The 20,105-nt window shown below is 44.0% G+C and carries 16 protein-coding genes; 10 read left to right on the top strand and 6 right to left on the bottom strand.

Annotated features, from left to right (window positions below):
- Positions 1 to 820: 820 nt before the first annotated feature.
- The 3 genes from OW491_RS08955 to OW491_RS08945 all read right to left on the bottom strand — a co-directional run bounded on the left by OW491_RS08955 (position 821) and on the right by OW491_RS08945 (position 4,532).
- A complete protein-coding gene (locus tag OW491_RS08955) occupies positions 821 to 2,191 on the bottom strand; it encodes a class II fumarate hydratase (protein WP_290035652.1) in 1,371 nt (456 codons plus the stop codon).
- A 199-nt stretch (positions 2,192 to 2,390) separates the two neighbouring features.
- The gene (locus OW491_RS08950) at positions 2,391 to 4,193 is read right to left on the bottom strand and encodes an autotransporter domain-containing protein (protein WP_290035651.1); all 1,803 of its coding nucleotides are present in this window, start codon (positions 4,191 to 4,193) and stop codon (positions 2,391 to 2,393) included.
- Positions 4,194 to 4,259: 66 nt separating this feature from the next.
- Positions 4,260 to 4,532, bottom strand: a complete 273-nt coding sequence (locus OW491_RS08945) for an HlyU family transcriptional regulator (RefSeq protein WP_290035649.1) — start codon at positions 4,530 to 4,532, stop codon at positions 4,260 to 4,262.
- Between the two features lie 131 nt (positions 4,533 to 4,663).
- On the opposite strand from OW491_RS08945, the gene OW491_RS08940 reads away from it, so the two are divergent.
- The gene (locus OW491_RS08940; protein WP_290035647.1) at positions 4,664 to 6,358 is read left to right on the top strand and encodes a GGDEF domain-containing protein; all 1,695 of its coding nucleotides are present in this window, start codon (positions 4,664 to 4,666) and stop codon (positions 6,356 to 6,358) included.
- 44 nt (positions 6,359 to 6,402) lie between these two features.
- Here OW491_RS08940 and OW491_RS08935 read toward each other — a convergent pair whose 3' ends face one another.
- Positions 6,403 to 6,795, bottom strand: coding sequence for a hypothetical protein (locus tag OW491_RS08935; RefSeq protein ID WP_075172113.1), 393 nt, complete (start codon positions 6,793 to 6,795; stop codon positions 6,403 to 6,405).
- 108 nt (positions 6,796 to 6,903) lie between these two features.
- Positions 6,904 to 7,779: an SDR family oxidoreductase gene (locus OW491_RS08930; RefSeq protein WP_290035646.1), complete on the bottom strand. Its 876-nt coding sequence runs from the start codon at positions 7,777 to 7,779 to the stop codon at positions 6,904 to 6,906.
- A gap of 130 nt (positions 7,780 to 7,909) precedes the next feature.
- Here OW491_RS08930 and OW491_RS08925 point away from each other — a divergent pair, with 130 nt between their 5' ends.
- From OW491_RS08925 to OW491_RS08915, 3 genes are read left to right on the top strand one after another with little or no spacing between them, the layout of a single operon-like run.
- Positions 7,910 to 8,758 (top strand): hypothetical protein, encoded by an 849-nt coding sequence (locus OW491_RS08925; RefSeq protein WP_290035644.1) that lies wholly within the window; start codon positions 7,910 to 7,912, stop codon positions 8,756 to 8,758.
- Positions 8,759 to 8,782: 24 nt separating this feature from the next.
- Complete coding sequence (locus OW491_RS08920) at positions 8,783 to 9,898, top strand: exonuclease SbcCD subunit D (protein ID WP_215151681.1); 1,116 nt, start codon at positions 8,783 to 8,785, stop codon at positions 9,896 to 9,898.
- Positions 9,899 to 9,912: 14 nt separating this feature from the next.
- Entirely contained in the window at positions 9,913 to 12,972 is a 3,060-nt protein-coding gene (locus tag OW491_RS08915; RefSeq protein WP_290035642.1) for an SMC family ATPase, read from the top strand.
- A gap of 86 nt (positions 12,973 to 13,058) precedes the next feature.
- On the opposite strand, the gene OW491_RS08910 is transcribed toward OW491_RS08915, so the two are convergent.
- Entirely contained in the window at positions 13,059 to 13,889 is an 831-nt protein-coding gene (locus tag OW491_RS08910; RefSeq protein ID WP_075173477.1) for an AraC family transcriptional regulator, read from the bottom strand.
- 293 nt (positions 13,890 to 14,182) lie between these two features.
- Here OW491_RS08910 and OW491_RS08905 point away from each other — a divergent pair, with 293 nt between their 5' ends.
- The 6 genes from OW491_RS08905 (at position 14,183) to OW491_RS08880 (ending at position 20,101) form a co-directional block, all read left to right on the top strand.
- The gene (locus OW491_RS08905; protein WP_290035641.1) at positions 14,183 to 15,322 is read left to right on the top strand and encodes a tyramine oxidase subunit B; all 1,140 of its coding nucleotides are present in this window, start codon (positions 14,183 to 14,185) and stop codon (positions 15,320 to 15,322) included.
- Positions 15,323 to 15,392: 70 nt separating this feature from the next.
- Entirely contained in the window at positions 15,393 to 15,818 is a 426-nt protein-coding gene (locus OW491_RS08900; RefSeq protein WP_075178852.1) for a RidA family protein, read from the top strand.
- 17 nt (positions 15,819 to 15,835) lie between these two features.
- Positions 15,836 to 17,128 carry an FAD-binding oxidoreductase gene (locus OW491_RS08895; RefSeq protein ID WP_290035638.1) on the top strand — a complete coding sequence of 431 codons (1,293 nt, stop codon included), beginning with the start codon at positions 15,836 to 15,838 and terminating at the stop codon, positions 17,126 to 17,128.
- A gap of 35 nt (positions 17,129 to 17,163) precedes the next feature.
- Positions 17,164 to 18,564 (top strand): APC family permease, encoded by a 1,401-nt coding sequence (locus tag OW491_RS08890; protein WP_290035636.1) that lies wholly within the window; start codon positions 17,164 to 17,166, stop codon positions 18,562 to 18,564.
- 223 nt (positions 18,565 to 18,787) lie between these two features.
- The gene (locus OW491_RS08885; protein ID WP_290035634.1) at positions 18,788 to 19,621 is read left to right on the top strand and encodes a DNA-binding protein; all 834 of its coding nucleotides are present in this window, start codon (positions 18,788 to 18,790) and stop codon (positions 19,619 to 19,621) included.
- 36 nt (positions 19,622 to 19,657) lie between these two features.
- Positions 19,658 to 20,101, top strand: a complete 444-nt coding sequence (locus tag OW491_RS08880; protein WP_075172123.1) for a hypothetical protein — start codon at positions 19,658 to 19,660, stop codon at positions 20,099 to 20,101.
- The last annotated feature ends 4 nt before the right edge of the window (positions 20,102 to 20,105 follow it).

Here is a 20,105-nt window from a genome sequence, read left to right as displayed (position 1 = left end):
GGGTTGATGGCTTCCCACGCGGCGCCTTGTTGAGCGCGGAGTGTTGCGATTGCATCGATATCATTTGTGAAATTTGACATGGTTAGTCCTTCGCTATGTTACAAAATAGGAACTGGAATTTTGGTTAGTGTATTAACCAATTAATAACAGTTGCTTTCATTTCTACTTGTATAGGCTAAACCGTTTATGAAGAGCGACGGTTATAGCCAAAAACCTTTACACTACATTGAATATCAAAGTGCGTATTTACGGGGAGTAAATAAGCTCCTTACCTTGGATGATCTAAATAATCGGTGTATTCCGGATTAGAGTCAAAAGAAAATTGTGCATAGCAACAAAGAGGTAATTTTAATGAGAAACAATGATTTAACTTTTTGTAAATAAACTACAAGCCAATAATTGTTATCTATAACGTGAAAACCAGTCATAGTGGGTGTTTAAAGCCCTTATGCTTTAGTCGTTTCTACAATAGTCGTATGAGCAAAATAATCAATTTACATGAGTTAAAAGTTATTAAAAATGGATTTTTAATAGCGAATAAATCTTAGACACTTATGCCGCTTAAAACGATAAAATCCATGTATATCAGTAAGATATATACTATTGTCTAAAATGTTGAGGAGCTTTCTTAGGGGAATAGGATAGGTACTAAGGTAGTATGTTTTTATGCCATAAGCAGAGTTTTTTAAAATTAAATAATTGCTTTTTTGTAAGTGGAAATTAGATTTTTAGCATAAGCTAAGGCTCTTTAGCTTAGCTTATGCTGTCTATTTTTTATAAGGTTAAAAGCTTTAGTGAAAGATTGTGCTATGCAAAAAATCTATTTAGTTAATGTTAAAGGGTCTAATATTTCTTCTAATTTGGGTAATGGCAAGTCGGTATTTTCGTGTGCCACTTCTATAATGGGGCGGCGCTCTTTGTAAGCTTTTTTCGCTATTTCGGCCGCTTTCTCATACCCAATGATAGGGTTTAATGCGGTCACTAATATAGGGTTTTTAGCTAAAGCCTCTTTTAGGTTTTCGTTGTTAACGACAAAGGTGGCGATAGCTTTATCGGCTAATATGCGGCTGGTGTTTCCTAGCAAGTGTATGCTTTCGAGCAAGTTACTGGCAATGACAGGTAGCATTACGTTGAGTTCAAAATTACCAGACTGTCCCGCGATTGTTATCGTTGTGTCGTTGCCAATTACTTGCGCTGAAACCATAGCGGCGGCTTCTGGTATGACAGGGTTAACCTTGCCGGGCATAATTGATGATCCAGGTTGCAATGCTTCAAGCTCAATTTCCCCTAGTCCTGCGAGCGGCCCTGAATTCATCCAGCGTAAATCATTGGCTATTTTAAGGATGCTGACAGCCAGTGTTTTTAACTGTCCTGACACGGCGACAGCGGTATCTTGTGAGCTAATGGCCGCAAAAAAGTTGTCAGCAGGTTTAAACGTTAATCCGGTTTCTTTCGATAAAGCCGTTGTAAAGTGCTCAGGGAATTTAGGGTGAGCATTTATCCCCGTGCCGACGGCTGTCCCTCCTTGAGCTAGTTTGGTTAAACCAGATGCTAAGAAGGAGATCTGATCAATATTCTGATCTATTTGTGTTGCCCAGGCGCTCATGCTTTGACTCATACGAATCGGCATGGCGTCCATTAAATGAGTTCTTCCTGTTTTTACATAGTGATCGACTTGGCTGGCTTTCATTTTTATAACTTGCGAAAGGTGCTCAAGGGCAGGCAGTAAATGGTTGGATATCTCAAGCGCTGCGCTGACATGAATGGCTGTAGGGATTACGTCATTACTGCTCTGACCTGCGTTAACGTGATCATTTGGTTTCACTTCACAACCAGCTTGAAGCGAGGCAAGAGTAGCGATCACTTCATTGGCATTCATGTTTGTACTGGTGCCGGACCCTGTTTGGTAGATATCCACTGGGAAATGATGCATTAGATCCGGTTTGGCTAATAGGTTGTGCGCAACGTGAATGATTGCATCGCCTATTACAGGGGTGATTTGATCGAGCTCTTTATTTGCGGCCGCCGCAGCCGCTTTAACCAAAATTAGCGCTCGTATAAAAGGCTCGGGCATTGGTTGGCCGCTAATAGGGAAGTTTTCAACGGCTCGTTGTGTTTGTGCAGCATATAATGCATCAGATGGTACATTGAGTTCGCCCATACTGTCGTGTTCAACGCGCGTGGATGACATTGTTAGCTCCTTATGAATGAAATGATCTGCTGTTTATTAACAGACAATAAAAAGAAACTAAGGTTTGGTTTTTAATGGTTGGGATTAGATGTCTTTAAATCTATGAGTGATGGCGTTTATGTAACACGACCTGAAAAAATGCTGATTCAGAAGCCTGCTAGGTCGGCTTCTGAATCAGAGCAAGGTAGGGCGGTAAGGTTTAAAAGCTGATTAAAGCAGATAAACCGGCGCTTACGTTTTCTTGTTGGCTATCACCTGAGCGATAGCTTAAACGCCCTTGCAGCGCCACCTTATCGCTTAACTTCCAACTGGCGCCTGTTTCAATCAGCCCATAAGATTTATCGGTTTTTTGGGTAGGTGTAGAAAATTGATTGTTTTCATAATCGACAAGTGCCAGCACTAGCGCATCATCATCTTCATTGGTTCGATAATGCCAAGTGATGTCCAAATAGGGAGAAAAGTTGCTATTAATGTCGTTTATAGCGGCAAAGTGCCAACCAGCATACAAGAGTGTGCTTTGCTGTGTGTGGTCATCAATCATCAGGCTGGTCGATGTCGTGCCGTCTGAGCTTTTCTCCTCTAAGCTATCAAAGGATACATATTGGTAGCGGGCCCCTAATATCGGGCCATGCTCTAATGCTTTATAGCTCGTGTAATAATTTAATTCGCCTTGGATATTGAACGATAAACTATCAGCATCGCTATGCATGGTGCGGGTCGCACTCAGTAGATCCACCTGACGATCTAGGTCGGTTTTGCCTGCCGTTACCATCATAGAGGTGTTTATGTGTAATTGGTCATACTCTCTGTGGTGAAAAAGGCTGAGCCCCACGCTTTGGTAATCCACATCGCCGCTGGAGTTTTCAAGATTAGCTTCATTCAAATGGATGGCAAAGCCTGTAGCGGACGTTTCGTTGGTTGGGATTAATATACCGGCTGAAAACCGTAAAGGAACCTTGTCATAAGGGTCGGAGCTACTGATGTTGGCATCAATCCATAAGTTATCGGCGCTCTCTGCAATGTGAGTATTCCTCAGCATGGTATGTAAATTCTGCTGAACAGTAGCACTTTCATTAATTGTTAGTTGATTAGCAGCATTGGCCAAGGCCGATCCATTAAGCATGCTGTATACATAATCGCTGATCAATTGATGGCCAGCGACAGTGGGGTGTGCAAAATCGGCAAAGGCATACAGCCATTCATCACCGGCAGTATAAGTTTCGCCTTCGATGCAAAATAGAGCTGATTCAACCGTGGGGCACAACGCCGTGGTTGTATTGAGTAATCCATACTGCGTTGGATTAGCTTGCAGCTCAGTGAACAGTCGATCAATATCCATCGGGATAACGGTAACCCCAAATGCTGCGGCTTGGGTGAAAAGTTGCTGATTATATGACTTGGTGAGCGTCGAGATTTGCGCGATTTGTTCAGCGCTTAAGCTGCTAGCAGTGGGTGTATTAGTTATATCTGGGATGCTTGGTAGTAAAATATACTGAGCACCTGCGCCTTCTAGCCTAGTGATGGCTCCCATGTTATTGGCGACCATGCCGCCTAAATAAGCGGGAACATCGGCCGCTGCCACATTACCTTCTAACATCCATAGAAAATCATTGCCACCAGCCCATAAAGAGTACAAAGCGTTGTGGTCTGCTTGACCATTTACACTGCCTAAATAGGTATCGACTTGATCAACTAGAGACATCGCAGTGGTAAATGAGTAGCCTTCTCCTTGTATGCGAGCACCGCCTTGAGCGTAGTTATTCCCACCTTGGTTAACCGGGGAGGCATTAAACCCATATCGTTCTGCGATGTTTTCGGCCCAAACGTTTCCAGGCGAAGTAGTAAACTTGCCTTCTCCCGTATAATTTGGGTTGGTTGAGAGTAAAAAAGGTAAGTAGGTACCCGAATCGGAGAGGCTATCGCCAAAAAAAAACATGTCGCTGTAATCCGCCGCTGCTGTCTGTACAGACAATGCAGCGACAAGACAACAAACCTTATCCATGGTCTTCATCATTCATCCTTAAACTGTGTTATTAAAATAATTAGCGGATTTTCTCTATTTAATGAATTAATTAAATAAAGAGTCTCCTTGTTGGTCGATTAGCAACTTAGCCTTACGAAAGGTTTCTTGTTGGCATAGCGCCTCACTGGGGAATTGGTCGGCACGGATAAAGTTATGTGATAACTCATCTTTGGTGACGGTTCCGTTTATTCTGTATTGGCCATTTTCTGATAACGGTTGAGCCGTAATGACATATCCTTTGTATTGTTCTGTTTGGTAAGTTTTTTCTCTACTTTCTTTAGTAGAAAACAATGAGGTAAGGATATTAATTATTGACATGATTTTATGACTATTTCGGTCGTTTAAAGCTGCAAACTATAAAGGTTTTTTAAAAAGGTTTGAAGTTTTAATGCAATGCAAAATTTTCTGCTATTCTTTAGTTAAGCTTATATTCAGATTATGGTTCATGGATGGCAACTAAAGACTATAAAGTTTCATTTTGGAACAGCGTGGCGCTGATGGCGCTTGGGGGAATATTTGTATTTGAGGCAGCAAAAGCGTCTGATAATAATGACAAATACTTAACTCCTGTCACATTGCAACTGCAGTGGTATCATCAATTTCAATTTGCAGGTTATTACGCCGCGCTACACAAAGGTTTTTATGAGGCTGCCGGGCTAGATGTCACCATCAAAGATGGGGGCTACGACGCTAAAGGGAATGCAATTATACCTGAAGCTGAGGTGGTTTTTAATCGAGCTCAATTTGGTATAACGCGAACTGATTTGCTCATAAACCATAGTCAGGGCCTTCCTGTTGCTGTGATTGCCAACGTAATGCAACACTCTCCCTATGTATTCATGACGCTAAAGGACTACGGTTTCTCTAGTCTAGAGGAGATAGGTCTTAATCGACCGGTCACGTTAAATTTGCCTTCGGTCAGCGATGGACGCAATGATGCTGAAGCTATGGCTGCTTTGAAAGTCGCTCATGTTGAGCCTGCTTGGTTGAATAATCGTTTTCCTACGTGGAAGATAGAGGATTTACTCAATGGCACAACAGAACTAATGCCCGCCTATGTGACAGATGGTCCATTTTTTGTTGAGAAAGAAGGGCGCACTCCGTTGATTATTAGCCCTGAAGATTATGGGATCGACTTTTACGGAGACCTCATTTTCACCAGTGTTAAAATGATCGAGCAGCAGCCAGACATTGTTAAATCATTTCGCGATGCTAGCCTACAAGGGTGGAAGTACGCTCTTGAACATCCAGCAGAAATTGTATCGCTTATCCATAAAGAATATCGTACTCGTAACGAGAATTATGACCTTGAGTTTTTAATCTATGAGTCTGCTGAAATTAAGAAGTTAATTAACCCTGATGTCATTGAAGTGGGTTACATGAATCCACTTCGATGGGAAAAAATTGCGAAAACCTATCAATCCCTAGGCCTAATTCGCGAATATGATATCGAATCGCTCCTTTATATCCCTCCCGCAAACCATCCTTTATCCGGCTATATTAAGTGGGTAAAGCTCCTAGTTTTACCACTTATTATTAGTTTGATTATAAGTGCATATTTATACTCGCTAACACGCCGATTAAGGAAAGAAATAGCACGCCGGCGAGAGGCGGAAGCGACGCTGAAGATTCAAGCCGAGCGTGATGCGTTAACGGGTTTGGATAACCGCTATGCTTTTCAGCGGAACTTTTCTCATGAATTTGAAAGAGCTCGTCGTTATAAACAACCTTTTTCGTTAGTAATGATAGATATTGACTTTTTTAAAGAAATTAATGACAAATTTGGTCATCTTGCCGGTGATGAAGTGCTCAAATCGTTAGCTAACGTAACCAGTGGCTTGCTCCGAGGGAGTGATCAGATGGCTCGTTATGGTGGGGAAGAGTTTGTTATTTTATTGCCCAATACCTTGGAATCGGAAGCCATGGCGTTAGCCGAAAGAATATTACGTGCCAACCAAAGCAATTGCGTTTTGGTTGATGGGCATTCGCTGCAATACACGATTAGTTTAGGTGTCACAGAACTCAGTGATGAGGATCAATCTATAAACGACTTGTTTAAGCGTAGCGATCAACTGCTTTATGAGGCAAAAGATGCAGGCCGTAATTGCATCAGGCGGTATGTGGGAAAGTTCGTACTGCAATAAATCGTCAGCTTGATGATGAAGCTGACGATTAGGGTTTACACTATTTACTCACCACTCTCTGTTGAACCAGAATCCAGTGCTGGCAGAGAAAAATGCGCAATAATCAGCTCAGAAGGAGACAGCTCCGCTGCCTCAGCCGCTTGCTCTAAACATTTCAAAGCATCTTTGGTTAGATTAATTGGGCTATCTGCCTTGTATGAGCGCGCGGCTACGATAGCTTCTTGAAACCGTTTTTTGTTGTCTGCAGTTAACCATTCATCGGCCCATTCTCTTATGTCCTGCACGGATGAAGTGCACTTGCGCCAATCTTTTAAAGCTTTTAAGTTTTTCTTGGCGGCCTTTTCATTAGTTTGATCAAACGGAAAGCTGTCCTCGCGAGCGATTTGAACCTCTATCCATTGAACTGCCATGGCTACATCGCTCTTTTTGATTTTCATAATTATCCTTGAACCGTCTGTGATTGGAAACAAGCAGATTTTGTCAAAAACACTATAACATTGATGTGAATTTTTTATGAAGATTTGGATGGGCTTATTTTATGCCGTTTAGCGATTCTCACGACGAGAGATAGCTAAAAGCAGTAAGTCGAGCCAGCGTGCCGGTAATAGGCGTTTTAAGTAGCCGAACAAATAAGTAGGGAAAGTAACATAGTATCGTATTTTAGGTCGCTTGCTGATTAAAATATGTTCTACTTTCTGTAAAACAGCCTCTGGGCCTAGTGTAAAAGGCGCATCTTTGTCGCTGGCACTCGCCAATCGCTTTTCTACTTGCTCGTAAATGGTTTGGTGGGGGCTGCCCTGAGTTTTAATATTCGTTTTAAATTTTGCGAATGCATTAACGCGAAACTGACTAGTAATTGGACCAGGTTCAATCAAGGATATATAGATGCCAGAGCCGTCTAGTTCTTGACGAAGAGTATCAGTGAGTCCCTCAAGTGCAAACTTACTGGCGTTATAGGCCCCACGGTACTGCATCGCTACTAAGCCTAATACAGAGCTATTGTGTATGATGCGGCCATAACCTTGCTTGCGCATGATAGGTATCACAAGATTGGTTAACTCATGCCAGCCGAATACATTGGTTTCAAATTGCTGGCGGAGTACATCCCGAGATAAATCCTCAACGGCCCCAGGTTGACCGTATGCGCCATTATTAAACAAAGCGTAGAGGTGCCCATTAGTTTGTTCAAGCACCCAAGTAACCGCCTGCTGAATAGACTCAGATGAGTCTAAATCCAGCTCACAAGCTTGTAAGCCGTAGGAGCGCAAGGCCATCACATCTTCGCTATTGCGGGCGGTCGCATAAACCGCATAGCCTTTTTCATGCAACGCAAGTGCAACATGCTTGCCTATTCCCGACGAGCAACCGGTAATTAAAATAGATTGGCTGGCAGGAGAGGTGTGAGTGTCAATGGAAGACATGTTAGCCTTAAAAATTGATAAGTTGGGCTACAAAATTAACACAGCTGTATAGCATATAGAATATTAGCTCGACCCAGATCGGTTTGATTTTGTTATGATTATCAAAAATTTATATCTGAAGGCATAGTTGATGCGTTGCGTTCCTTTTTTACTAGTTAGTTTGCTCTCATTTCCAGTAGCCACTATGGCCGCTTCTTATGAGGGAGCCGAGTCAGTGCCTTTATTTCATCCTTTGTGCTTTGAGCCTTTGATGGCACACGAAGATGACGGTGGAGCTTACGACATGGCGGCTTGTGCTGAAGAGTTTAAAGATATACCGGTTAAACACACACCTGATGGTGGTTTGTATGCAAAACGCCCAGCCCGGGAAGGCGAGTCGGCACTAACGGCAGGCTATGTGGTGTATGAGCCAATTGGTACACTGGACGAGGCCCTTGAACTTGTTTTGTACCATGATAAGCAACCCGAAAAAGCAATACATGCGCGTGTACTCGTCATGGCCAGGTTACCTGGGTTTTCTCCGTTATATAGGGAATACATCACAAGCATTGATGAAGCCGGCACGCGATGTAATGGAAGCATCCAAGGGGCTCGCTTAATTTCTGAAGCTATTTTAGAAGTCGATCTCAACGTTAATTCGGCAACGTTAATGAAGTTGGCTGCTCCCGAATTACCTTTAGGCAAAGCAGGCCAAGCCAGTGATGATATTGCTAGCCTGAGTCTCAAACCCAAAGACCAGTTGGATAATAACGAGTCTCACTGCATCGGTACCGTTACCAAAACATACAACCTCATTGATAGCAGAGAAGCCCTTAAAAGCCTATCGTTTATTACGGGCCTCAAACCGACGGCTGCTAACCCTTATCAAGCATGCTTCGATGCCTTGTTAGATGAGTTTATCAAACCGCCAGGCACCTTGGACTTGCAAGAGTTTGATTTATTTAAACAACTCTTTGTAAGCACATGCGGTATCAAATAAAACAAAGAGTTATCTTGCTTATCTATGAAAATACTTCACACATCTGATTGGCATCTCGGGAGACAGTTTCACAATGTTTCCTTGCTCGATGATCAGCGTCATGTATTACAGCAAATAATTGATTATGCCGTTAGCTCGGGCGTTGATGTTGTGATCATCGCCGGGGATATTTACGATCGTTCTGTCCCGCCCGCTAATGCAGTCAGTGTGATGAGTGAGGTTATAAGTCAGCTACATCAAGCCGGGATTATCGTTATTATCACCTCCGGCAATCATGATGGGGCCGAACGATTAGGGTTTGCGGCTGGAGTCATGGCATCGCAAGGTGTGCATATATTAAGTGATCTGTCTAAATTCTGTGAGCCAATAGTGGTCAATGATGAGGTCGCTTTTTATGGTATCCCATTTGCCGACCCTGTTAGTGTCCGCCATGCTTTTGGCGTGGAGGTAAATACACATGATGAGGCCATGGCATATTTAACACAGAGGATCACCGATATTGCTGATCCTTCCTTGGCAACCGTTGTCATAGCTCATTGCTTTATAGATGGAGGGGAGCCTTCTGACTCGGAGCGGCCATTATCATTGGGCGGCGCTGATTGTGTAAGTTATCAGCACTTTATGCCTTTTTCTTACACGGCGCTAGGCCATTTACACGGGCGTCAGTATAAAGGCAGCGAGCACATACGCTATTCAGGGTCACCCCTTAAATATTCCTTCTCAGAAACAAAGCAAATCAAATCATTTACGGTGGTAGAGCTAACACCATCGTCTTTTTCGTTTGAGCAAATCCCATTAATACCCAAGCGAGACATGCGACGTTTAGAAGGTGAGTTACAGCAGGTGCTGGAATCCGGTGTTAATGATAGCGCTCGTGACGATTATTTGTATGTCGCATTAACAGACACCCATGCGATTATGGATGTAATGAGTAAACTGCGGGACGTTTATCCCAATGTGCTTCATGTTGAGCGGCCAGGACTAATGAAAAGTAACGACACTCGCGCGCTCAATAAACAGCGTAAGCAACAAAGCGAAGAGCGAATGTTTAGTGACTTTTTTTCGCAAGTGATGGGTCAGCCGATGACCAAAGAGCAGCAGACCTGTTTGCATAAAACGCTCCAATCTTTACTGGAATAAGTACCACTTATACTATGACACCTATACAGCTAAGCTTTACTGCGTTTGGTCCGTTTCCTAAAAATGAAGTGATTAATTTCAAAAGCTTAGGGAAGAACCCTCTATTTTTGATTAACGGCCCAACCGGGGCAGGTAAAACAACAATCTTAGATGCTATGTGCTTCGCGCTTTATGGCAAAACCACGGGTGATGAGCGTGGTGGTGATCAAATGCGATGTGACTTAGCAGCGGCTGATACACTGACAGAAGTTGTTTTTAGTTTTCATATAGGAAATGCCAGTTACCGGATTCGGCGTGTCCCAGATCAGCCCCGACCCAAAGCTCGTGGCGAAGGCTTTACTCAACAATCGTCGGAGGCACAACTGTGGCAGTTAGATGAACAAGGTGAGCCTCAAAAATTATTAGTTAGCAGCAAGGTTACGCAAGCCAACCATGCCATGCAGCAGTTACTGGGTTTGAGTGTTGATCAATTCCGGCAGGTGATGGTTTTGCCTCAAGGCCAGTTTAGAAAGTTATTAACGGCGGGGTCAGCCGAGCGCGAAAAAATCTTTAGCCAGCTTTTCCAAACGGGTATTTATGCAAAGCTTGAAGAGGCGCTAAAGCGCCAAGCTTTAGAGTTGAATCGTGAGCTAGAATCGATTAACGATTCGCGACAAGCCTTGTTAAGGCAGCATGATCTTGAGCATACGACCGCGCTAGGCGTTGCATTAGACTCTGCAGATTCGCACCGTCACCAAATGCATCTGGCTAACCTTTATGCCCAAGCAGCTTTTTCATCAGCTGAAAAGGTACTCACTAGAGCAGAACAATTAGCAGCTACTTATGCTCAACTGGATACGCTGATAACTAAAAGAGAAGCACTTAATGAGCAATCCAGCCTTATCGAACAAGATAAAATTAAGCTCAATGCTATAGAGCGGGCGAAAAGTATTGCCGCGGTTTATCAGCATCAAGTATCAGCGCAAGCATCGTTAGCGGCTATTCGAGAGCGTCTGGCAAAAGCTAAAACTCATACAGAGCAGGCGACGATTGAGTACCAGCGTGCTCAAACACGACAAGCTGACATACCAGCTTTGCAGGATCGGGTGCGTTTAACGCAGGAGCAAATCCAGAAGCTAGAGCGTTATTCAGGATTGGTCAATGATTTTCAGAGTGCGCAAAGCCTTTATCAGGAATCCTCCCTGCAATTTGCGGAAGCGTCTACCCAGCGTGAACAAAAACGAGCTTCGTTAACCAGTAGCGTTGAAAGTCTTGATCAATGGGTGGCATACCAAAAGCAACAAAGTCAGTTAACAGAGGGATTGTCAGCAGCCCAGCAGCGGGTTTTTGAGTTAACAGCCGCTGTAGAGTTGGCTCAGAAGAGGGATATACTCGAAAAGCAGCGGAACGACTGCAAAGCTCGATTAGACGAATCTAGATCCGCTGGGTTACGTTTTAAGGCCGAGTTTGATGAATGCGAAAGTACAGCAACTCGATTAGAACGAGATTGGCACTTAGGACAAGCAGCCATACTTTCTAAATCACTCACACCAGGGGAGCCTTGCCCGGTATGTGGCAGTCAAGATCATCCATCTCCTCAGCCTTCTACTATTGAGGTTCCGACGCAGGAGCAAATAAAAGAAGCCCGTTTGCAGCTCTCTTTAAAAGATCAGAACCTCACACAGGAAAGATCCAACTATCGTTTTATAAATAAAGAGTTAGATAAATGTATTAACGACTTGTCTGAATGTGAAAAAAAGTTAAAAGATAATGCGGTGCTCAGCCTCAAAGATATTGAATCGAAATTAAGTGAAGCCGAAAAACAACACCAAGCAGGCCAACAGGCTGATATAGAGCGACGTGCAGCCGGTGAACAGATTGATAAGCTGAATCAGCAAATTAGTGCTCTGCGTGCTGAATTGGAGTTGCTTGAGCAAGAGGTCAGTCGTTTTCGAGCTGCCAAAGAGGTGGCGGCAGCCAATGCTGGCAAGCTGTCCGCTGATTTACCTGAGGAATACCGGGATTCTTCTGTGGTTGAGCAGGCACTCGTAAACAGTAGAACCGCTTTAGCGAATGACAACAAAGCTATTGAAGATATTACAAACGCCATACAAGCCGCTTACACCTCATTGCAAAGTCAAAGTGCAGTGGAGCAGGCGATTTCAGAAGAGCTGCCCGTTGTTGAAACCCAAGCGCTACAGGCTCGCGATGAGTTTACTCAAGCACTAAAGGCGAGCTCATTTGATAATGAAGAAGTTTTTAAAGAAGCCTATCAAGCTATTGATTCGGCTAGCTCCCTTCAGGAGCGTTTGCTTCAATACGATAATGCGGTTACTGCGAACAACGCCGCTATTGATCAATTAAAAGAACAAATTGGATCTCAAGAACGTCCAGATATCAATCGGTTATCGGATGATCTTAACAGTTATCAGCATGCCAAAACCGAAGCTAACAAGCATTGGGTTGCTGCAGATCATCAGGTATCTGACTTACTCAAAACCCAAGAACGATTAGATGCCATTGCTTTAAAAGCGCAAGAGCTTGATAAAGCGTATGCGGTAGTTGGGACATTGAGTCAGGTTGCCAATGGGCAAACATCCAGCCGAGTTAGCTTGCAGCGATTTGTACTCAGTGTGCTGTTGGATGATGTATTACTCGAAGCCAGCCATCGTTTATTGTTAATGAGTAAAGGGCGGTACAACCTGCTTCGCAAAGAAGAGCGCTCAGCAGGTAATGTTGCTTCTGGTCTTGATTTAGAAGTAGAAGACACCTATTCAGGACGAGTACGCGCCGTTGAAACCCTATCGGGTGGCGAAGGGTTTATGGCTGCTTTGGCGTTGGCATTAGGTTTATCGGAGGTCGTGCAGGCTTATGCAGGAGGCATTCGATTAGATGTGCTCTTTATTGATGAAGGTTTTGGTAGCTTAGATCCGGAATCGTTAGATTTAGCGATTCAAACCCTAATGGATTTACAGCAAGGCGGCCGGATGATCGGAATTATTTCCCATGTCGCCGAGCTTAAAGAGCAAATGCCTTTGCGCATTGATATAGAAACCAGCAGGCTAGGCAGCCGTATAGCAATGGCTGATCTGTAATGCTTTTAGTTAAAAATTGTCTGTTTTTTGCCGCTTTTTAGCGCAAATTTAAGGCCTGTGCGCTATTAATGATCAACTAAATTGAGTTAGCAATAGTGGATTTTGTCTAAATATGTATGCTGTTTTACTCGATCTTGATAAGCGAGCGGGGTAGCGCTTACCAGTTTTTTGAATTCTTTTAGAAAATGAGACTGGTCGGTAAAACCTAAATCACAAGCCATATCTGAGAAGGTGATTTCTTTATGGTTGATGGCGTAAACGGCGGATTGGCAGCGTACAATTCGGCAAAACACTTTGGGTGAAAAACCTAAATCCGATAAGAATTGACGCTGAATGGTTCGTGTTGTGTAGCCTGTTATCACTTCTAATTCATCAATTCGCACGTTTCCATTGTGGTCAAATATGTATTGTAAGGCGGCGATGGTTAGCGGTGAAAAATGCCGTGCTTTTTTACCGTTAAAATAGTCCTTAAATGAAGCCACTTGTGATAAAAAATCGGGCTCTCTGACTATTGCCTCAAACACTTGTTCTGCCTCGGTTGCAACACTCAAAAAACTGACATGTTGCTCTATTAAATCCTTGGCAGAAACGTCAAGCCAATCAGGCATGATCCCTGATGCAAATCGAACACCGAAATATCGATGTTTAGGAATCAACTCTATTTGCATGGCCTCCATTGGAGTTCCATATACTTCCGCTTTAGGCGAAGTTGTATCGCAGTCAAATAAGATATCAACACATCCGTCCGGTATAGCGAAAATAGGCTCTGCCGAATGCCCTGCCTCAAAACCATAATAGTGAGAAATAGTGGGGTGATCGGACCCTGCTAAACAAAATTCATCGGCCGCACTCATGACCATCCAAGGCTGTTTAGACCGAATTCTTGCTAAATGATTAACGATTGTTTGCTTAGGCATGGAGGCATCCCCAACGTTGAATATGTTGAGGCTCAGAGCAAGATAGATGCCAATACACATGATTTTACCGATTCGTTTTTTTGCGCATACGCCAAGCGTCAATATGTACATGTCTACCTGGATGCACGCTTTTGCGCTCTTTTTGAGCATGTCGCAAATTTACAATACGCCTCAAATCTACCTCCCTAGGATAAAAAGCACCTGATCACTATCTAGACGTTTTCACCGCTAATAGCTGACGTTGCAAGCAAGGTAGTGGCGTATTCAATCGCTCACAAGAGTAGGGGAATGTTATGTCTGACAATACCAAAATTGATTTTATCTATCTTTCTGAGCCCGACATGATTAAAGCGGGTGTCACTGACATGCATAGCTGCGTTGATACTATGGAAGATATGTTTGCCTTGCTTCACAAAGGCGACTATCGCATGGCAGGGCCAAACAATGATTCACATGGAGCCATGGTGACGTTTCCTGAGGAGCCTGAAATTCCTACCATGCCAAGGCATACACCGGACCGTCGTCTGATGGCAATGCCGGCTTATTTAGGGGGTGACTACAAAACATGTGGCGTTAAATGGTATGGCTCAAACATAGCGAATCGTGAAAAAGGCCTGCCACGCTCTATTTTGATGTTTACCCTCAATGATGCTGATACAGGGGCGCCTTTGGCTCATATGTCTGCAAATTTGTTGTCGGCATACCGTACTGGCGCAGTCCCTGGTGTTGGCGCTCGTCATTTGGCGCGGAAAGATTCAAAGGTTGTGGGTCTGTTGGGGCCAGGCGTCATGGGTAAAACCTCCATTGCTGCATTTATGGCTGCCTGCCCTGATATTGATACGCTAAAAGTTAAAGGCCGGGGCCAAAAAAGTTTAGATACTTTTCTTACGTGGGTTAACCAAACCTTTCCTCAAATCACTAATGTGCAGGTTGTTGATACGTTAGAAGATGTCGTACGGGATGCTGACATAGTGACCTACTGCAACTCCGGCGAAACCGGCGACGTGTCCACATACCCTATTGTGAAGCGGGAGTGGGTAAAACCGGGCGCTTATATATCTATGCCTGCTTATTGCCGATTCGATGCCGATCTTGAAAAAGACGATGTTCGAAAAGTCATGGACAACATTGGTCTTTATGAAGCTTGGTATGAAGAAGCGCCTAAGCCCAGCCATATGTACATCCCTATTATCGGTTGCCGCTTTATGGACATGATTGACGAAGGGCTCATGAGTAAAGATCAGCTTGAAGATCTAGGTGCGATCGCGGCAGGTGAAGCGCCAGGGCGAAAAAATGATGAAGAAATTATCGTGCTATCTGTCGGTGGCTTACCAACAGAAGATGTCGCTTGGGCAACAAAAATCTACCAAAACGCAATCAAGCAAGACATTGGAGTGAAGTTGAATTTGTGGGATACCCCCGCGCTCCGTTGATGCCCCATAGCAGGTAACGATCATTAAGCGATGCAGTTTGGCATCGCTAGCCCAATTCATAGGAAAAGTCATGAGCAATATTATCAAAGTTAAGACCGGTTCTCCGTTTGAGGATATGGGTAGCTATTCACGGTTAGTCGCTGTTGATGATTGGATTTATGTATCTAATACGGCAGGCCGTAACCCAGATACAAAAGAAATCAATGAGGACATCATTCAGCAAACCAACCAAGTGTTTTCAAATATTGAGCGAGCACTTGCCAGTGTTGATTCCAGCCTAGCTGATGTTGTTATGTCGCGCGTGTTTATTCAAAACCCAGATGATACAGCGACTGTAATGGAAGTGGTTGGTAGTAAGTTTCGTGGTATTGACCCTGCTACTACTGTTACTTGCCCTCCTTTAGGATCAACGATTTACAAAGTTGAATTGGAGGTGACGGCTTATCGTAACGCATCAAAGCGGTCTGTTACTCGTATTAATCTAGCCTCAACATAATCGATAGGATACGCATTATGACTAGCAAGCTTATCCCTATATCGACGCAAACAGCGATACCCCAATCCACATCAGTTGTCATTATTGGCGGAGGAATTGTCGGAGTCTCTGCTGCACTCTCTTTAGCAGAAAAAAACATTCCAGTGGTGTTGCTTGAAAAAGGGCAAATAGCGGCTGAGCAATCATCGCGAAACTTGGGCTGGATCCGTAAGACAAGTCGTCATGCTAATGATGTTCCTCTTGCTCAAGCCGCTGACCGTATATGGGCCAAGATGGCTGAGCGTGTTGGTGCTGATGTTGGTTATCGACAATCTGGCATTATGTTTTTAGCTAAAACTGCTGAGCAAATGTCGATTCACGAGAGCTGGCTATCATCCGTTAGTGATCTGAATCTGGGGTCTCAATTACTAAGCCCTAAAGAGATTGACAAGCATGTACCCGGCGGCAGAGGGATGTGGAAGGGGGGAGTGTATACACCTTCGGACGGCCGAGCTGAACCGGCTATTGCGACTAGCGCATTAGCCAAAGCCGCAATGAATGCGGGGGCTATTTTGATACAAAACTGTGCTGTGCGTGATCTTTCTAGATCGGCAGGGAAAGTCAGTGGCGTCATAACAGAGCAGGGAGAAATTGAGTGCGATCAAGTGCTACTAGCGGGTGGGGCTTGGTCGAGACGCTTTTTGGGCAATATGGGTGTTTCTTTACCAACCCTACCTGTTGTTGCATCAGTGTTGCGCACCAAACCGATGGAAGGCCCCACTGAAATAGCAGTTGGTGGACCCGATTTCTCTTTTCGTAAGCATAAGGATGGTGGGTTCATCATTATGCAACGCGGTAAAGTTGATGCGCCGATTACGTTAGACCACCTCAAAATAGGCCTGCAGTTTAAAGATCAACTGAGATTTGGAAAAGACGCACTTAACATTTCATTGGGAACTCCCTTCTTTAAAGATCTGATAATGCCAAGGCGCTGGTCAGCAAATAAGCCAACACCGTTTGAGGCGGAGCGGGTTAAAAATCCCGCAATTAATCATCAACTTTTACAAGATGCGCTCCAAAACACGCATCAAGCATGGCCTCAGTTTGAGCAAGCTGAAATAGAAGAATCTTGGGCAGGACTGATCGATGTAACGCCCGACTCCACTCCTGTAATTGATCGTGTCAAAGCAATACCAGGCTTAACTGTTGCGACCGGGTTTTCTGGTCACGGTTTTGGTACAGGGCCAGCCGCTGGGCAGCTAGCGGCGGACATTGTTTTGAACGATACCTTACTGGTTAATCCCGACCCTTACCGGTTCGATCGTTTTTAAACTGATAACACTGTTATTCCATAAGGAGCATAACAATGAGCTACATATCAACGACTGAAAGTTTAAAAATGGCGAGTTCACCCGTCATTGCAAGCAATAGTAAAAAAATGGGCTTACTAACAATGATGGCGATCTGTATAGGTCTCGTTATTGTGCAAGGGGCTATGATATCCGCTATGCAAGGTATTGGCATGGGAGGAATGACCTTTGTCTTTGCCATGATTGCCGCGCTAATTATTTCGCAATTCAATGCGATGAGCTTTGCAGAACTGTCGCTTATGTTTCCTCAAGAGGGGACATTGGCGACCTATACGCAAAAAGCTATTGGTCACTTTCCTGCTATTGTTTCTGTGTTTGCTGGCTATGTCATTGTTGCGAGCCTAGCGGTGCCCGTGGAGATGTTTTTAGTCGACGCAATGCTGGCAGAGCTACTGCCCGGCGTTTTCCCTGAAAAGGTAGTCCCCATACTTATTTTAATTGCACTAACTGTGACCAATTTAGTGGGTAAGAATGTGTTCTCTAAAGTTCAGAATTTTATTGCATTTATACTTGTAAGTGTAATGATTTTGTTAGGATTAATGGCGATAACGGATGCTGATAAACCGCACCCTGTTATAACTGGTACGCCAGTAGATTGGGGATTTAGCGGGGTGGTAGATGGCAGTTTTATTGGTCTGATAGCCTTGGCCATGTGGTTGTTTGTTGGCTCCGAATACATATGCCCAATGATCAATGAGGTAAAAGACCCTGTTAAAAATATCCCACGCGCTATGCAGATGTCATTGTTTGCCATTTTTGGGATATTTCTAGCATTCGTGTTTGGCGCTAGCTTATATATGGACACCGAGACGCTTCTGACTGCGCCAATCCCATACCTTAACTATGCCAATGCGGTATTTGGTCAGGCGGGTTTATTTATCGCTACGGTAATGGCTTTGGCCGCCACCTGCAGTACGGTAAATACTATATTGGCAGCCTTACCTTCAATGCTGCATGGCATGGCCGAGCAAAAGCAGGCCTTTCCACAGCTTAAATCGCTCAATCGATTTAACACGCCATGGGTTGGTATTCTGATGATGGCTGTATTTACATCAATTCCATTTATTACATTAGGCATCGACTCATTGATTGTTCTTGTTATAGCGGCAACAACCAGTTATCTGTTGGCTTATATCATTTCCCATATCGATGTGATTGTTTTGCGCCAACGACACCCCGAATTGAATCGCCCGTATCGCACACCGTTTTACCCGCTGCCGCAAATAGTTGGAATTATTGCGATGGTGTATGTCATCATCAACAATTCACCGGCGCCTGAAATGACATCCATGATATTTAGCATTGCCGGGGGGATGTTAGCTGTTGTTGGTGTGATTGCTGCGCTGTGGGTTAAGTTCTATATGAAACGCAATCTTTTTCAGCCAGATATGACATAAAGTAGGGTAGAGCTAAGGCTTAAATCTGACTCAATGAGCAGTCGTACTAAAAAATAGACGGGCAGCACGCCTGTCTATTTTTATATTTAGGCTTTGCATTCGAAGTTAGTCCTCGCTATTAAAGGCACAATGGCCTCCTTTCTCTCGTTATCTCGATTAGATTGCTATCCAAAAGTTACTATCTTAAAATGATACGTATCAAATAATACGTATTGTGTACTATATGCCTAGAAAATCTGATACCCGAGAAAAAGTCTTCGCTGCAGCTGATCAACTATTGCAGCAAGGGGCAAAGCCTACCCAACAAAGTATTCGCGATCTCATTGGAACAGGAAGCATCAGCACTATCAATGCCGCCCTTAATGATTGGTGGGCAAGCTTGGCTGATAGGGTCGCTCGTAAAAATGAACACCCCGAGCTACCAGAACCTGTTCTGACTGCTGCGAACCAGCTTTGGGATCAAGCCCTTGCTTACGCTCATCATAACCTAAATCAGCAACGAGCCGAGTTGCAGCAAACACTGGGCGATATTAAAAAGCAGTCCAACGAAGAGCTTAACAACCTCAGACAGTTAGTTGATCGCCTACAATACAGTAATGCCAACCTGCGGTCTGAATTAGATGAAGCATTTCGAGCATCAAAAGCTGAACAAGTAAGAGCGTCATCACTTGAGACTCAAGTTATTCGGCTAACGTCAGAGCGCGATGACTTGAGCCGTAAAGTGAAGCAATTGGAGCGACTATTTGATAAAGATCAGACTAACGCTTCAAAGGGGGGAGCCAAAGCTGATAGTCAGCATCAAGAAAAGATGATTGAGCTTCGCGTTGAAAACAAAGTTCTCTCAAACAAAATCAAAGAGTTAAACGACTTACTTGCCATCAAGTCTACTGAGAACGAGCAGCTAATACGACAGTTGGCCTCCCAGGAAAAAGAAGCATTACAACAGCAACATAGGCTAGAATTGGTTTTGGCGCAGCAAGACGCTCGCTATGAAGATGTGGTTAATTCCCTGAATCATTGCAGGCTTGAACTTGCTCAGGTTAAAGATAACAATTAGCACGTATGTATAATGGTCGGTCTATCAGGAAAAAACATGGATACAGTTCTACCCGTTAACGCTGATTTAGAAACTATACGAACAGCATTGCAAGAATTATCAGCGGGTGAATCTATTGCCTGCCAATCTGAGACGGTTTTCTCTAAAGCTAAGTTGTTATTGGTAAAAGAGAAAATAACGGGTGTGAGCATTCAGCTAATTGATAGCGATGGCTATGTGATACGCCAAGTGACCGGTAAGCGACGCAGCGATGTAGAGGAGGGCGAGTTTAGCGATCGACAGCAAGCTGTAATCCGTGCATTGGAAAAAGTATTAAGGCATTGTAAGCAGGAAGGTGTTCGTTTAGTAGGCTATAGTGATGAACTTGTTGCTTACCCTGCTCGGTGCAAGGATTTGAGTCAGGCCTCTGTATATGCTCTAGATGTGGATACACAGGGCGTTTATACGGGTGCTGATTCAGATTCGACGTGGGTTGAGTAATGAA

This window comes from Neptunomonas sp. CHC150, assembly GCF_030397555.1.
GTDB lineage: Bacteria > Pseudomonadota > Gammaproteobacteria > Pseudomonadales > Balneatricaceae > Neptunomonas > Neptunomonas phycophila.
This window is presented reverse-complemented; position numbering and strand designations above follow the sequence as displayed.

Excerpts from the sequence above, each read along its gene's own strand:
- OW491_RS08885 (WP_290035634.1), top strand. The coding sequence starts at position 18,788 with ATGCCTAGAAAATCTGATACCCGAGAAAAAGTCTTCGCTGCAGCTGAT.
- OW491_RS08940 (WP_290035647.1), top strand. The coding sequence starts at position 4,664 with ATGGCAACTAAAGACTATAAAGTTTCATTTTGGAACAGCGTGGCGCTG.
- OW491_RS08945 (WP_290035649.1), bottom strand. The coding sequence starts at position 4,532 with ATGTCAATAATTAATATCCTTACCTCATTGTTTTCTACTAAAGAAAGT.
- OW491_RS08880 (WP_075172123.1), top strand. The coding sequence starts at position 19,658 with ATGGATACAGTTCTACCCGTTAACGCTGATTTAGAAACTATACGAACA.
- OW491_RS08895 (WP_290035638.1), top strand. The coding sequence starts at position 15,836 with ATGACTAGCAAGCTTATCCCTATATCGACGCAAACAGCGATACCCCAA.
- OW491_RS08930 (WP_290035646.1), bottom strand. The coding sequence starts at position 7,779 with ATGTCTTCCATTGACACTCACACCTCTCCTGCCAGCCAATCTATTTTA.
- OW491_RS08920 (WP_215151681.1), top strand. The coding sequence starts at position 8,783 with ATGAAAATACTTCACACATCTGATTGGCATCTCGGGAGACAGTTTCAC.
- OW491_RS08905 (WP_290035641.1), top strand. The coding sequence starts at position 14,183 with ATGTCTGACAATACCAAAATTGATTTTATCTATCTTTCTGAGCCCGAC.
- OW491_RS08915 (WP_290035642.1), top strand. The coding sequence starts at position 9,913 with ATGACACCTATACAGCTAAGCTTTACTGCGTTTGGTCCGTTTCCTAAA.
- OW491_RS08935 (WP_075172113.1), bottom strand. The coding sequence starts at position 6,795 with ATGAAAATCAAAAAGAGCGATGTAGCCATGGCAGTTCAATGGATAGAG.
- OW491_RS08925 (WP_290035644.1), top strand. The coding sequence starts at position 7,910 with ATGCGTTGCGTTCCTTTTTTACTAGTTAGTTTGCTCTCATTTCCAGTA.
- OW491_RS08890 (WP_290035636.1), top strand. The coding sequence starts at position 17,164 with ATGAGCTACATATCAACGACTGAAAGTTTAAAAATGGCGAGTTCACCC.
- OW491_RS08910 (WP_075173477.1), bottom strand. The coding sequence starts at position 13,889 with ATGCCTAAGCAAACAATCGTTAATCATTTAGCAAGAATTCGGTCTAAA.
- OW491_RS08900 (WP_075178852.1), top strand. The coding sequence starts at position 15,393 with ATGAGCAATATTATCAAAGTTAAGACCGGTTCTCCGTTTGAGGATATG.
- OW491_RS08950 (WP_290035651.1), bottom strand. The coding sequence starts at position 4,193 with ATGGATAAGGTTTGTTGTCTTGTCGCTGCATTGTCTGTACAGACAGCA.
- OW491_RS08955 (WP_290035652.1), bottom strand. The coding sequence starts at position 2,191 with ATGTCATCCACGCGCGTTGAACACGACAGTATGGGCGAACTCAATGTA.